Source organism: Nocardia sp. NPDC088792, assembly GCF_044750615.1.
In the GTDB taxonomy this organism is placed as follows: domain Bacteria; phylum Actinomycetota; class Actinomycetes; order Mycobacteriales; family Mycobacteriaceae; genus Nocardia.
In genome coordinates this window covers 1,880,583-1,893,083 of sequence record NZ_JBIVKC010000001.1, presented here as the reverse complement: position 1 = coordinate 1,893,083, position 12,501 = coordinate 1,880,583, and the positions used below count along the sequence as shown (strand labels likewise).

Below are 12,501 nucleotides of genomic sequence, written 5' to 3'. Positions count from 1 at the left end.
TGCGAGTGTTCGCTACAGCGAGAACGCCGCGCGCACCTCGCGGGTGCGCCAGTGCTCGAAGACGAAGGACAGGAAGGGGATCGTGCCCGCGAGGCAGGTCAGGAAGGTGGTGACCGGCTTCCAGCGCGCCTTGATGCCCAGGTCGATGGTGAAGACCAGGTAGATCATGTAGAAGATGCCGTGGACCTGGCCGATGTAGAACAGCCAGTGCGGGGCGGAGTGACTGTCGGAGATGAGCAGGTACTTGTAGACCATCTCGCCGCAGAGCACGAGCAGCCAGACACCGGTGATGTAGGCGAGCGCGCGGTAGCGGGCGAGCGCGCCGCGGATCTTCTCGGGTGTGGCCGCGCCGAGGGGCCGGGGCGCCAGGGTGGCGGTCTCACCGGCGACGGGGGTTTCTGCGGAGTTGTCGCGGGTGGTCAACCGGCGCTCCTTTCGATGTTGTGCAGTCCGGCGTCACGGACCTGTTCGGCCATGTCGAGGGCGTGCAGTTCGGCCAGGTACCTGTTGTATTCGGCGAGTTCGGGATCGTCGTCCCGGGCCGCGGTGGGGCGTTCGGGCAGGATGCCCGCCGGAATCTCGCGCGGCGCGACCGGTTTCGGCCGCCGGGGCCGCGATTCCGCCGCCTGCTCCGGTTGCGGGTTGCTCTCCAGTTCGGCGTCCTGCTCGAGGCGCACGAACCGGAAGTAGGCCCATACGAAGAATCCGGCGAACAGCGGCCACTGCAGTGCGTAGCCGAGGTTCTGATAAGTCCCGCCGCCCGATTCGAAGCGTGTCCACTGCCAATACCCCAGGCCCAGGCAGGCCACGGAAGCCACGACCACGAAGACGATCAGGGCCGGACGGCGATTGGGAGCGGGCACGCCCTCCACGGTACCTCCCTACTACAGGCTGCGTAGTAGGAGGTCGCAGATCAGAACTTGTATGTGACGCCGGTCAAACGCTCGGACTCTTCCCAGAGTCGCCGCTGCAAATCGCGGTTCTGCGAGAGCTTGGTGGAGGGCGATGGTTCGACGGGGCCCTGGCTGCCGAACCAGCGGGTCGGACCCCAGTAGGTGTTCGGGTCGGCGTCGGGGTCGGTGGCCGCGAACAGTGAGGAGTAGGCGGCGTGCGCGGGGGAGTGGCCGATGAGCCGGACGAACGGCTTGGAGATCTTGTCAATGGGGGTTTCGGTCTGCGTGAACAGATCGGTCGCGGAGACGCCCGGGTGCACCCCGTACGAGCGCTTACCGGAACCCGCCGCCTCCAGCCGGTGTTCGAGCTCGCGCGCGAACATCAGGTTCGACAGTTTGGCCTGCGCGTACGCGAGATTGCGCTGGTAGCGCCGGTTCTCGTAGTTGAGGTCGTCGATCCACAGCTTGGGTGTCTGCTTGTGCGCGACGGAGGCGAGCGTGACCACGCGGTCGCGAATCTTGTCCAGCAGCAACCCGGTCAGCGCGTAATGCCCGAGATGGTTGACGCCCCACTGGGTTTCGAACCCGTCCTCGGTGCGCGAGAACGGCACGTTCATGATGCCCGCATTATTGATCAGCACATCGAATTCGCCCGTGCTGTCGGCGAATTTCCGTACCGAGGCCAGCGAGGCCAGGTCGAGCGCCGCGACCCGTACGTCACCGTCGATGGCGTCGGCGATCGGCTGCGCCTTGGCGGTATTGCGGCAGGCCATGATGACGGTGGCGCCCTTGCTCGCGAGCACCTTGGTGGTCTGCTCGCCGATTCCGCCATTGGCTCCGGTGATGACGAAGGTGCGCCCGGACTGGTCCGAGATTTCGCTGGGCTTCCATGCCATGACTGTTCGACCTCACAATTCGAGTGGTTTGTTCGACCTTACTCCAGAGTAAGTTCCAGCGGAAGGCGCAAAACTTGTGATAGTCATAAAAAAGTGATGATAATGAGTTTATGACATCCTCGGGCACCGCAGCGCCCCTGGGTCTGCGTGAACGCAAGAAGCTCCGGACCCGGCAGCACATTTCCGACATCGCCACCCGGCTCTTCCTGGCCCGCGGCTACGACAATGTGACCATCGCGGAGATCGCGGTCGCCGCCGAGGTGGCGAAGATGACAGTCACCAACTACTTCCCGCGCAAAGAGGACCTCATCCTCGACGTGCACGACGAGTTCGTCGAAAGCCTCGCCCGCACCGTCCGCGCCCGCCGGCCCGGCGAATCCGCGCTCGCCGCACTGCGTCGCGACCGGCTCGCCGCGACCGCCGCGCGGGACGCGCTGGCCGGCTTCTCCGGCCCCGAATTCGCCCGCCTGATCTCCGGCAGCGCGGCGCTGGCCGGCCGCCTGCGTGAATTCCACGAAGAGCGCGAACAGTTGCTCGCCGCCGCCTTGGCGGAGGAAACCGGCGCTGCCACAGGCGATTTCATGCCGCGCATCGCGGCCGCCCTGCTCGGCGGGATTCATCGTGCGCTGTTCGAGGAGACCGTGCGCCGGACCGCGCAGGGGGAGAGTAACGATGCCATCGCCGCCGCGCTCACCGGTCTCGTGACCGAGGCCTTCGACACGCTCGAGCCCGCGCTGGGCGGGTACGCGGTGGCGGTCTAGCGCCGCTGCCCCGCCGGTGCGGCAGCGATTCGTTCGGTTTGCCGTGTCGTTGCTGAATAAGGGCTGGTGAGCGCCACATACTGGGCCGATGACCGGTGCCAGCGCTACCGTCGACGCCCCGCCCCCACCCTTGAGCCGAGCCCGCATCGACATCATCTTCGGCACGGTGGTGCTGGGCATGCTCATGGCGGCACTCGACCAGACCATCGTCTCCACCGCCCTGCCCACCATCGTCGCCGACCTCGGCGGCGCCGGGCACATGGCCTGGGTGGTGACCTCGTATCTGGTGGCCGAGGCCATTGCCACCGCCCTCGCGGGCAAGTTCGGCGACCTCTTCGGGCGCAAGCTCATCTTCCAGCTCAGCGGCCTGATCTTCATCCTCGGCTCGGTCGTCGCCGGTATGGCGCACGGCATGACGCTGCTCATCTTCGCCCGCGCGGTGCAGGGCGTCGGCGCGGGCGGGCTCATGGTCACCGCCATGGCCCTCATCGCCGATGTGATCCCGCTGCGCGAACGCGGCAAGTACCAGGGCGCGCTGGGCGCGGTCTTCGGCGTCACCACCGTGATCGGCCCGACGCTGGGCGGCCTGTTCACCGACCATCTGAGCTGGCGCTGGTGCTTCTACGTGAACGTGCCGATCGCCATCGTGATGATCGCCGTGGCGGCGCGCACCATCCCGTCGGTGCGGTCCGCGCTGAAGCCGGTCGTCGACTACCTCGGCATCGCGCTCATCGCCGTCGCGGTGACCTGCCTGATTCTCGGATTGGAATGGGGCGGACAGGAATACGCGTGGGGTTCGGGGACGATCATCGGACTGTTCGCCGTCTCGGCGGTGGCGTTCGCGGCATTCGTGGCGGTGGAGTTCCGGGTCGAGGAACCCATGCTGCCCATGCATCTGTTCCGCAGCAACGTCTTCACCGTCTGCTCCATCCTGAGCTTCATCGTCGGCTTCGCCATGCTCGGCGCGATGACCTACCTGCCGGCCTTCCTGCAATACGTCCGCGGCGTCTCGGCGACCGCGTCCGGATTGTGGACGCTGCCACTGGTGGTGGGCCTGTTCTTCACCTCCATCCTGTCCGGCACGATCGTCGGAAAGACCGGCCGGTACAAGATGTTTCCCATCATGGGCACCGCGGTGATGGCCGTGGGCCTGTTCCTCATGTCGACCATGGACGCGAGCACCAGCTTCTGGATCCAGTCGTTGTTCATGCTGGTGCTGGGTCTGGGCATCGGTCTGTCCATGCAGGTGCTGACCATCGCGGTGCAGAACAGCGTGCCCTACTCCGACCTCGGCACCGCCACCTCGGGCGTGACCTTCTTCCGCACCATCGGCAGCGCCTTCGGCACCACGATCTTCGGCACGCTGTACTCCAATCAGATCAAGCCGAATCTGACTGCGGCACTGATGGAAGCACGGGTGCCACCGGAGGTCGCGCAGGATCCGCAGAAGTTGCACCGGCTGCCGGACGCGCAGGCCGCGCCGATCATCAACGCCTACGCCGACTCCATCCAGTACGTCTTCCGCTGGGTGGTGCCGGTCGCGGTGCTCGGATTCGTGGTGGCGTGGTTCCTCAAGGAGGTGCCGCTGCGCGACAGCGCCCGCGCGGAGGCCACGGATGTGGGGGAGCAGTTCGCCATGCCGGGTTCCCCGGATCGTGAGGTGCGGCTGGAGCGGTCGGTGGCACGGGTGCTGCGCAAGCTGCGGGACAAGGCCATTCCGGAGACCGGAGTGCTTGCCGCCGTGGGCAGTTCGCTGGGCCGGGACGAGGCGTGGGCGCTGGCGCAGGTGCGCGTCTACTCCAAGCTGCGCGGTCATGCGACGGTCGCCGATGTGGCGCGGACCAATTTCGTACCGCCGGAATTGATCGATCCGGTGTTCGCGAAGGCCGAACGCGACGGGCTGGTGCTTCGCACCGGCGATGAGTTGACGCTCACCGATCGTGGCATCGCCGAGGTCGACCGGGTGCGGATCGCGTGGAAGCGCTGGCTCGAAACCCAGCTGGACGATTGGGATCTCACCGATCCGGCCGACCGCGCACTGCTGGATCAGGCCATCGATCACATCGCCACCAAGCTCCTCGACGAGTCCGACTACCTCGACGAGGCTGCCGCGCGCGCCTGAACCCTGCCGTTCGGGAACGACCGGTGCACAGCTGCCCCGCTGCGTAATACGCAGCGGGGCAGCGTCTTTCAGTGGGGTAGTGATCCGCGTACCCGCGGCCGGATACCGCTCGAGTGGTGTCAGCCGACGGGCGCGACCGCGGGCCGGACCGTGGCCTCCCAGTCGATCCGGAAGCGCTGCTCGTGCCCCATCATCTTCTCCACGTTCATGTGCTTGAACGCCAGCGGCATCACCAATTGCATGGCCTTGCGGGCGACGGGCCCGGCGGCCTTGGTGTTGTTGATCTTGGCGACCCGGGCCGCGATCGCCTCCACCCGGGGCCGCCGCAGCGCCTCGTAGGTGGCGAAAGCCATTGCCGGATCATCGATATCGCGGAGGCAGCGAGCCAGCTCGATGGCGCTCTCGATGGCCATGGACGCACCCTGCCCGGAGGTATTGCTGGGCGCGTGGACGGCGTCACCGGTGAGCGCGATCCGGCCCCGATACCAGTGCGGCACCGGCGGCATGATGTGCAGTGCCCCCACCACCTGCAGTTGTCCGGCCGTGGTGGCGCGGGCGATCTCGGCGCCGGGCGTGTCGTCGGCGTAGACGTCGCGCAGCGTGCGCAGCCACTGCTCGTTCGGTATCGATCGTGCCGCGGTGAGCGAAAGATACTGCTCGTGCGGCAGATTCGCGCCCCAGCACATGCGCCCGTCCGGCATGGCCCAGTACAGGTAGTAGGCCCGCTTGCCGAAGGCGAAGGTCATGGCCTCCGGCGGCAGGTCGATCACCTGGTCGAGGTAGGCGCCGAAGCTGAGCATGCGCAGATAGGTCGGTCCGGGCGCCTTCGGGTCGACGAGGGCGCGCACGGTGGAGTGGATGCCGTCCGCGCCGATGAGCACCTCCGCGGTGGCGGTGCTCCCGTCGGCGAAGACGGCGGTGACGCTGTCCGCGTGCTCCTCGATATCGACGAGCCGCCGGTTGTATTCGAAGTTCACGCCGGCGGCGACGGCATTGTCGTGCAGGACCTGGTGCAGCACCGGCCGGTCGATCACCCGCAGTGGTTCGACATTCTGCAGGGTCGGCATCTCGATGCGTTTGCCGCCGACCGACATTCCCGAACTGGTGATGTTCGCGTTCGCGGCGGCGCGCACCGCGTCGGCGGCGCCGATGATCTCGAGTGCGGCGGTGCCGTTGGGTGCGAGCGCGAGATTGGCGCCGATGCCGTAGGCGGGGCCCGGATAGGCCTCGAAGACGGTGACGTCGATGCCGGCGCGGTGGAGTGCGGTGGCGGTCACGGGACCGGAGATGCCACCGCCGATGACGATGGCGGATCGGGTGGACATGGGTTCTCTCCCTGAGTATTCGAGCGAGTGCCGATACCCCGAACCCGCGCGCGTGCGGAGAACCCAGTTATCCTGTAGTTGCCAAACTCGGTGCCGAGTTCGCCTGTACGGACGCGGTTCGAGACGGTGTGTTCCGGGCTTCGGCGGCTGTGTTGCAGCACTTCCGCCGGGGCCCGGTCCGTTTGTCGTGGTCAGTCGGGCCGCTGCTGCGACCGGTCCGTCCCCCCTTCCGTCGACGCGGTGATCTGCTCGGGCGGGACGATGCCTTGGTGCCAGTCCCGCCAGGCCTGCAGGTCGGGGAAGGTGCCGTCGAGCAAGGACGTGTGGAGGGTGCGTGCCCAGGCCGCCTCGGCCTCCAGCATGGCCAGCTCGTAGTCCTGTTCGACCAGGAACAGGTGCGACAGGGTGCCTTCGAACGTGGCCAGTTCGGCCCGGGTGCGCTCGATGGTGTTGTCCAGCCGCGTGATTCGCTGCGCGAGCAGGTCCGCGACCTCATCGGGCGGCAGCACCATGAGGATCGAGAGGCCCGCCATGAAGCGGCGCTGCTCGGGTTCCGGGCTGGACAGCAATTCCCTTGTCCAGTCGTTCATTTCGGCCTGCCCGGACTCGGTGATCCGGTAGATGGTGCGTTCCGGGCGCGCGCCGTCGCGTTCGCTGCCGGCGACCTCCACGTATCCGTGCTTGGCCAGGTTGTCCACCACCGTGTACAGCGAGCCCCATTTGACGCCCATATCGTGCTCCTTGCCCCAGGAGCGCATCCGGGCAGCAATCTCGTAGCGATGTGCGGGCCCCGCGGCCAGGGTGGACAGGACGGCCAGGCCCATCAGATTCGAGACCTTGCGCTTGCGCGGCATGAGCACCTCCTACTCGTAGACGAATATACGTCTGCGAGTAATCGGGCACAAGGGCGCCGAGCGGGCGAGAAACGGCCGTCAGGCCCGCGGGAACCGCCGGCGCAGGTAGTCGGCGGTGGCCTCGTCCGCGGGCAGGAACGCCTCCAGATGCAGTTCCGACAGCGTGATGTCGGTGGCCGTGGCGAACGAGGTGAGGGTGGTGATGAGCTGCAGCTCGCACGGATCGGCCCGCAGCCGGAGCGGGACCGCGAAACCCAGATGATGCGGGCCGGGATCCACCGGCGGCAGATAGCCTTCCAGCTCGGCGATGAGGGCGTCCAGCTCCGGATCGGGGCTGCGGCCCGCGCGATTACGCAGGCTGCCGGTGATGTGCCGGCCCCACTCGGGCAGGTTCGCGACCCGCCGCGCCATCCCCTCCGGATGCAGGGCCAGGCGCAGCACGTTCACGGGCGGTTCCAGCAGCTCGGGCGCGCAACCCTCGATGATCAGCTCGAACGCGGCATTGGCCGCCACCATGATGCCGTACTTACGGGTCACGACCGCCGGATACGGGAGATGTCCCTGCAATACGACCTCGAGGGCCTGCCGCACCGGACCGAGTTCCGGTGCGTCCAAGGCGGATTCGGGAAAGACGGGGGCGTAGCCGGCGGACAACAGCAGGCCGTTGCGTTCGCGCAGCGACAATCCCAGCGATTCCGCCAGTCGCACCACCATGGTCCGGCCCGGATGTGAGCGCCCCTGCTCCAGGAAGCTCAGGTACCGCTGACTGGTCTCCGTCGCGATGGCCAGATCCAGCTGGCTGATCCGGCGCAGCGTGCGCCACTGCCGCAATTGCCGCCCGAAGGGGCTCGCGTCGGTCACCGCCGTCATGGTCGTCATCCTCCCACTGTGCGAGGGCCGGTGCGGTCCGGCCATTCCCTGCGGGGAATCGCCGACCCGCCGCCCGCGGACCAGACTCGGTCCCATGAGTGCTGGACAGGAGCGGAACATGAACGGGCAGAACGAGAACGGTATCGCCTACCACTTGGAGCCGCTGCGCGGATTCGACGGGTTGACCACCCGTGAGCAGGAGTTTCCGCAGGCCGGGCCGCATCAGGTGGTGGTGCGGGTGCGAGCGGTGTCGATCGAACGGCGCGACCTCATGCTGATGGCGGGCACCTATCCGGTACCGGCGCGGCCGGATGTGGTGCCGTTGGTCGCGGGGGTCGGCGAGATCGTCGCGGTCGGCGCGGACGTGGTCCGGGCCCGGCTCGGCGAGCGGGTCATGAGCACCTACTTCGTCGACTGGATCGACGGGCAGCAGACCCAGGCCCTGTCCGGGCAGCAATACGGCGCGACCCACGATGGCTGGCTGGCCACCTACGTGGTGCTGGAGGAGGATTCGGTGATGCAGGTGCCCGCGCATCTCACCGATGCGGAGGCCGCCACGCTCACCTGCGCGGGCCTGGTGGCCTGGGCCGGGCTGACCAAGCCGGTGCCGGTGGGCGCCGGCGATACCGTGCTGACCGTCGGCACCGGACCGGTGGGCCTGTTCGCGGTGCAGTTCGCGAAAATGCTGGGCGCACGGGTCATTTCGATCACCTCCTCGGCGGAGAAGGGGGAGCGGCTGCGCAAGCTGGGCGCGGACGAGGTGATCGATCGCACCGAGGTCCCGGACTGGGAGCACACCGTGCTGGAGCTGACGGGCGGTGACGGGGTGCAGCTGGTGGTCGATGCCGTGGGCCCGCTGACGTTGCCGAAATCCCTTGCCGCCGTGGCCTACAACGGTCAGGTGTCGCTGATCGGCGCGATGCGCGCACCGGCCGGGCAGCCGGCGGGCGATCCGCTGGGCGGCAAGTACGCGGCGCTGCGCCGCGTCGCGGTGGGCAGCCGCACGGATTTCGAGGCCATGAACCGCGCGATTGCCGAGCATCGCCTGTGGCCGGTGATCGATCGGGTGTTCCCGTTCGCGGAGGCGGTGGAAGCGTTCCGTCACTTCGAGGAGCGCGACCCGTTCGGCAAGGTCGTGATAGCGATCTCGTAGCAATCGTCACAAATAGATACTCACCTGGAACCTTTCCCTTATCGAACCTCCGTTCTGGTTTGCAGCAAATCTGTGTAGCGTGCCTTGAAGGATGAGCTTTTCGGATCGTCAGGATGCGTTGCCGCGAATCGAAGGAGTTCCCCCGGTGGTGCCCGGTGCAGTACGGGAAGACACGGCGGTGCTGGAGCACCCCGCGGTGACGGCCGATGAGGGCACACCCGGGCTGGTCACGCCGGGCGAGATGTCGCCGCGGGTGCTGGTGCTGCTGCTCGTACTGTCCTTCGGAGTGGTGTTCTCGCTGACCGCGGGACAGCTGCGCGATGGCTTCAGCTGGGGGACCGATCCCTCGAAGGCCCCGGTCCCCAGTACGCAGCAGCCGGTGAGCGCCGCGTCCCCGGCGCCCGCGCCGCCGCCCCCGCCCGCCCCCGCGGTGCAGCCACCACCGCCCGCACCCGCGCCGCAGACCCAGGACTATGTGCCGGCGCCGGTCGACGTGCCGTCCGACACCCAGGCGCCCGCGGCGCCGGTCGCGCCGCCCGCGCCCCCGCCCGCGCCGCCGATTCCGGACATTCTCGCGCCGATCCTGCCGTGGCTGATGCCACCCCCACCACCGCCTCCGCCGCCTGCCCCGTAGTGGGCCGCCGGCTCGGAATCCGAAGGAGGACAGCGATGCTCGGCAATATCGACCAGATGAACCTGCACGATGACGGAGACCCCGACGGCGATATCGGCCCGCGCAGTCTCGGGGTGGTGGCCGTCGTCGCGGCCGGGCTGGCGCTGGCCGTCGCGGGCGGCATGCTCCTCACGGGTACCGGAACGCACTGTGTCGCGGACAAATCCATCGTGAACGTCGTCCATCCCCGCTCCGACAAACCGGCCGTGCCCGATGTCGCTCCCGCACACCAGGTTCCGCCGCCCTCCGCGCCGGCCGCGATCGTGCCCGCGCCCCCGCATCCCGTGGACGTGCAGGTGCTCATCGACCCGAATCCGGTTGCCCCGCAGGTCTATCCGACCGCGGTCGCGCCGCCGCCCGCACCGGTGTCGGAGGCGCAGGATCAGCCCGGCCCGCCGGGTGATCAACCGCCCGCCGACGGCTGACGGCGCACTTCGGGATCGGAGCCACCGCTCGCCTTCGGGGAGTGCGCGACTACAGCCGACTCGGCCCAGGGAGTATGTGGCTGTAGCCCCCTCGGGATTGCGCGGCTGTCGTCGGCTCGCCTCGGTGGATCAAGCGGCTACAGGCCGGAAACGCCTGCGAGCTGGCCTATTCCGTAAGTGATGGCCATGGCGAGTGCACCGCCGATGACCACGCGCAGCACCGCGCGCCCCGCCCGGCTGCCGCCCAGGCGTGCGCTGATGGTGCCGGTGATGGCCAGCGCCACCAGGACCGCGGCGAAGGTGACGGGGATCCGCCAGCTGACCGGGGGCAGCAGAATGGCGATCAGGGGGAGCAGCGCGCCCAGTGTGAAGGACACCGCCGAGGAGATCGCCGCCTCCCACGGATTGGTGAGATCCTTGGGGTTCAAACCCAATTCGGCCTCGGCATGCGCCGCGAAGGCGTCGTGGGCGGTGAGTTCCTCGGCCACCTGGCGGGCGGTGGTGTCGGAAAGGCCCTTGCCGCGGTAGATCTGGGTGAGTTCCTCGAGCTCGTACTCGGGTTCCTCGGCCAGTTCCCGTTTCTCCTTGTGCAGCAGCGCCCGCTCGCTGTCGCGCTGGGTGCTCACCGAGACGTATTCGCCGACCGCCATGGAGATGGCGCCGGCGGCGAGCCCGGCGATGCCCGCGGTGAGGATCGGGTTGGTGTCGGTGGTGGCCGCGGCCACACCGACCACCAGTCCCGCGGTGGACACGATGCCGTCATTGGCGCCGAGCACGCCGGCGCGCAGCCAGTTCAGCCGGGAGGCGAGGCTCGCGTCGTGTGGTTCGTGCGGATGCGGTTGCCCCTCGTCGCCCGCGCCGACTTCGGTCGTCTCGTCCACGTGCGCAGCCTATGTCAGGGCGGGACGGCGCCCGGGACGCCTCGCCCGGTACTCATGTGCGCGCCTCGCCGGACGAGGCTTGGCTCTCGTTATGCGGTGGATGCGGACGGTTTGCTGGAAATATGAGGGTCATGGTCCGCTTCTGCACTCGCTATTGGTCGGTCATCGTTCCCTTGCTCGCAGCCCTGGTCCTGGCCGCCTCCTGGGGCCGTCATCTGGGCCCGATCCTGGTGACGATCGTGACCTTGGCGCTGGTGGGGGCGGTCTTGGCCGCGGTGCATCACGCGGAGACGGTGGCCCACCGGGTGGGTGAGCCGTTCGGGTCGCTGATCCTGGCGGTGGCCGTGACCATCATCGAGGTGGGCCTGATCGTGACCCTGATGATCTCCAGCGGCGAGAAGGCGGCCTCGCTCGCGCGTGACACCGTCTTCGCCGCGGTGATGATCACCTGCAATGGCATTTTCGGGCTGTCGCTGCTGGTGGGAGCGTTGCGCCGGCGGGTGGCGGTCTTCAATGCGGAGGGTACGGGTGCGGCGCTGGCCACGGTGGCGACGCTGGCGACCTTCACCATGGTGTTGCCGACCTTCACCACGAGTGAGCCGGGCCCGGTGTTCTCGGGGGCGCAGCTGGCCTTCGCGGCGGTCGCCTCGCTGGTGCTCTACGGCGTGTTCGTCATGGTCCAGACGGTCCGGCATCCGGACGACTTCCTGCCGGTGGAAGCCACCGCCGGGCTCGGCGGCGGTGCGGCCGGAATCGCCGGCGGGAGCGCCGCGGCGGACGAGGATGAGCACGACGAGCCGCCCAGCGCGCGGCGGGCCCTCATCAGCCTGGGTTTGCTGCTGGTCGCGCTGGTGGGTGTGGTCGGCCTGGCGAAGACGGTGTCGCCGTCCATCGAATCCGGTATCGCCGCGGCCGGATTGCCGCAGTCGGCGGTCGGTGTGGTGATCGCGCTGCTGGTGCTGCTGCCGGAAACCATTGCGGCCGTGCGTTCCGCGCGCCGGGATCGGGTGCAGATCAGTCTGAATCTGGCGCTGGGTTCGGCGATGGCGAGTATCGGCCTGACCATTCCGGCGATCGCGCTGGCGTCGATCTGGATCAAGGGTCCGCTGGAGCTGGGTCTGGGTTCGAATCAGATTGTGCTGCTGGCCTTGACCGTGGTGGTCGGTGCGCTGACCGTGGTGCCGGGCCGGGCGACGCTGCTACAGGGCTGCGTGCATCTGGTGTTGTTCTCGGGCTTCGTCTTCCTGGCGGTCAGTCCGTGATTCAGGAGTCCCAGCCGTAGATCTGGCCGTCGCGGAGTTCATAGCTCGCCGCGGGTTTCGCGCCGCCGCGCGCGGATAACAGGTGCATGACCTGGACGCGTCCGCGGGTGGTGACGCCGTCCTCGGTCCAATGCACGTACGGGTGCACGAGTTTCGCGAATTCCGTCCAGTCGCCGGCCTCGATCGCGCGCAGGACTGCCGAAACGGTGTCATCCACAAGGTCAGTGAACACGTTCACGCAAGGGCTGCGCGAGGGTTCGGCCGAAATTATGGATAGCTCCCAGTTCACTCGCGGCGCGTTTTGGTATGGCCGAACCCGGCCGGAGCCCCTTGTTGACGGTTCGCCAAACATGTGCCGGAGATCATATTGATAGCCGATCCGCTCT

The 12,501-nt window shown here is 68.0% G+C and carries 14 protein-coding genes; 6 read left to right on the top strand and 8 right to left on the bottom strand.

Going from position 1 to position 12,501, the window contains the following annotated elements:
* Positions 1-12: 12 nt before the first annotated feature.
* Genes ACIP5Y_RS09150 through ACIP5Y_RS09140 form a run of 3 tightly spaced genes read right to left on the bottom strand, consistent with a single transcriptional unit; the run spans position 13 to position 1,789 of the window.
* Entirely contained in the window at positions 13-423 is a 411-nt protein-coding gene (locus ACIP5Y_RS09150) for a DUF3817 domain-containing protein (RefSeq protein WP_400348965.1), read from the bottom strand.
* Positions 420-863 (bottom strand): transcriptional regulator, encoded by a 444-nt coding sequence (locus tag ACIP5Y_RS09145; RefSeq protein ID WP_400348964.1) that lies wholly within the window; start codon positions 861-863, stop codon positions 420-422. Before ACIP5Y_RS09145 ends, ACIP5Y_RS09150 begins: the two co-directional genes overlap by 4 nt.
* A gap of 50 nt (positions 864-913) precedes the next feature.
* Positions 914-1,789 (bottom strand): oxidoreductase, encoded by an 876-nt coding sequence (locus ACIP5Y_RS09140; RefSeq protein WP_400348963.1) that lies wholly within the window; start codon positions 1,787-1,789, stop codon positions 914-916.
* A 110-nt stretch (positions 1,790-1,899) separates the two neighbouring features.
* On the opposite strand from ACIP5Y_RS09140, the gene ACIP5Y_RS09135 reads away from it, so the two are divergent.
* Complete coding sequence (locus tag ACIP5Y_RS09135) at positions 1,900-2,550, top strand: TetR/AcrR family transcriptional regulator (RefSeq protein ID WP_400348961.1); 651 nt, start codon at positions 1,900-1,902, stop codon at positions 2,548-2,550.
* A gap of 88 nt (positions 2,551-2,638) precedes the next feature.
* Positions 2,639-4,672 carry a DHA2 family efflux MFS transporter permease subunit gene (locus ACIP5Y_RS09130; protein WP_400348960.1) on the top strand — a complete coding sequence of 678 codons (2,034 nt, stop codon included), beginning with the start codon at positions 2,639-2,641 and terminating at the stop codon, positions 4,670-4,672.
* A 119-nt stretch (positions 4,673-4,791) separates the two neighbouring features.
* Here the strand turns inward: ACIP5Y_RS09130 and ACIP5Y_RS09125 are convergent, their stop codons facing one another.
* The 3 genes from ACIP5Y_RS09125 to ACIP5Y_RS09115 all read right to left on the bottom strand — a co-directional run bounded on the left by ACIP5Y_RS09125 (position 4,792) and on the right by ACIP5Y_RS09115 (position 7,730).
* Positions 4,792-5,997 carry an FAD-dependent monooxygenase gene (locus tag ACIP5Y_RS09125; protein ID WP_400348959.1) on the bottom strand — a complete coding sequence of 402 codons (1,206 nt, stop codon included), beginning with the start codon at positions 5,995-5,997 and terminating at the stop codon, positions 4,792-4,794.
* 191 nt (positions 5,998-6,188) lie between these two features.
* Positions 6,189-6,851, bottom strand: a complete 663-nt coding sequence (locus ACIP5Y_RS09120; protein WP_400348958.1) for a PadR family transcriptional regulator — start codon at positions 6,849-6,851, stop codon at positions 6,189-6,191.
* A 78-nt stretch (positions 6,852-6,929) separates the two neighbouring features.
* Complete coding sequence (locus ACIP5Y_RS09115; protein WP_400348956.1) at positions 6,930-7,730, bottom strand: helix-turn-helix domain-containing protein; 801 nt, start codon at positions 7,728-7,730, stop codon at positions 6,930-6,932.
* A gap of 85 nt (positions 7,731-7,815) precedes the next feature.
* Between ACIP5Y_RS09115 and ACIP5Y_RS09110 the strand changes: the two genes are divergently transcribed.
* The 3 genes from ACIP5Y_RS09110 to ACIP5Y_RS09100 all read left to right on the top strand — a co-directional run bounded on the left by ACIP5Y_RS09110 (position 7,816) and on the right by ACIP5Y_RS09100 (position 9,972).
* Positions 7,816-8,874, top strand: a complete 1,059-nt coding sequence (locus ACIP5Y_RS09110) for an NAD(P)-dependent alcohol dehydrogenase (protein WP_400348955.1) — start codon at positions 7,816-7,818, stop codon at positions 8,872-8,874.
* A gap of 145 nt (positions 8,875-9,019) precedes the next feature.
* The gene (locus ACIP5Y_RS09105) at positions 9,020-9,508 is read left to right on the top strand and encodes a hypothetical protein (RefSeq protein ID WP_400348953.1); all 489 of its coding nucleotides are present in this window, start codon (positions 9,020-9,022) and stop codon (positions 9,506-9,508) included.
* A 35-nt stretch (positions 9,509-9,543) separates the two neighbouring features.
* Positions 9,544-9,972 carry a hypothetical protein gene (locus ACIP5Y_RS09100; RefSeq protein ID WP_400348952.1) on the top strand — a complete coding sequence of 143 codons (429 nt, stop codon included), beginning with the start codon at positions 9,544-9,546 and terminating at the stop codon, positions 9,970-9,972.
* Between the two features lie 137 nt (positions 9,973-10,109).
* Here ACIP5Y_RS09100 and ACIP5Y_RS09095 read toward each other — a convergent pair whose 3' ends face one another.
* On the bottom strand, positions 10,110-10,853 hold the full coding sequence (locus ACIP5Y_RS09095; protein ID WP_400348950.1) for a VIT family protein: 744 nt from the start codon (positions 10,851-10,853) through the stop codon (positions 10,110-10,112).
* Positions 10,854-10,975: 122 nt separating this feature from the next.
* Here ACIP5Y_RS09095 and ACIP5Y_RS09090 point away from each other — a divergent pair, with 122 nt between their 5' ends.
* Entirely contained in the window at positions 10,976-12,115 is a 1,140-nt protein-coding gene (locus ACIP5Y_RS09090) for a calcium:proton antiporter (RefSeq protein ID WP_400348948.1), read from the top strand.
* Between the two features lies 1 nt (position 12,116).
* On the opposite strand, the gene ACIP5Y_RS09085 is transcribed toward ACIP5Y_RS09090, so the two are convergent.
* Positions 12,117-12,332, bottom strand: coding sequence for a nuclear transport factor 2 family protein (locus ACIP5Y_RS09085; RefSeq protein ID WP_400348947.1), 216 nt, complete (start codon positions 12,330-12,332; stop codon positions 12,117-12,119).
* Positions 12,333-12,501: the final 169 nt, after the last annotated feature.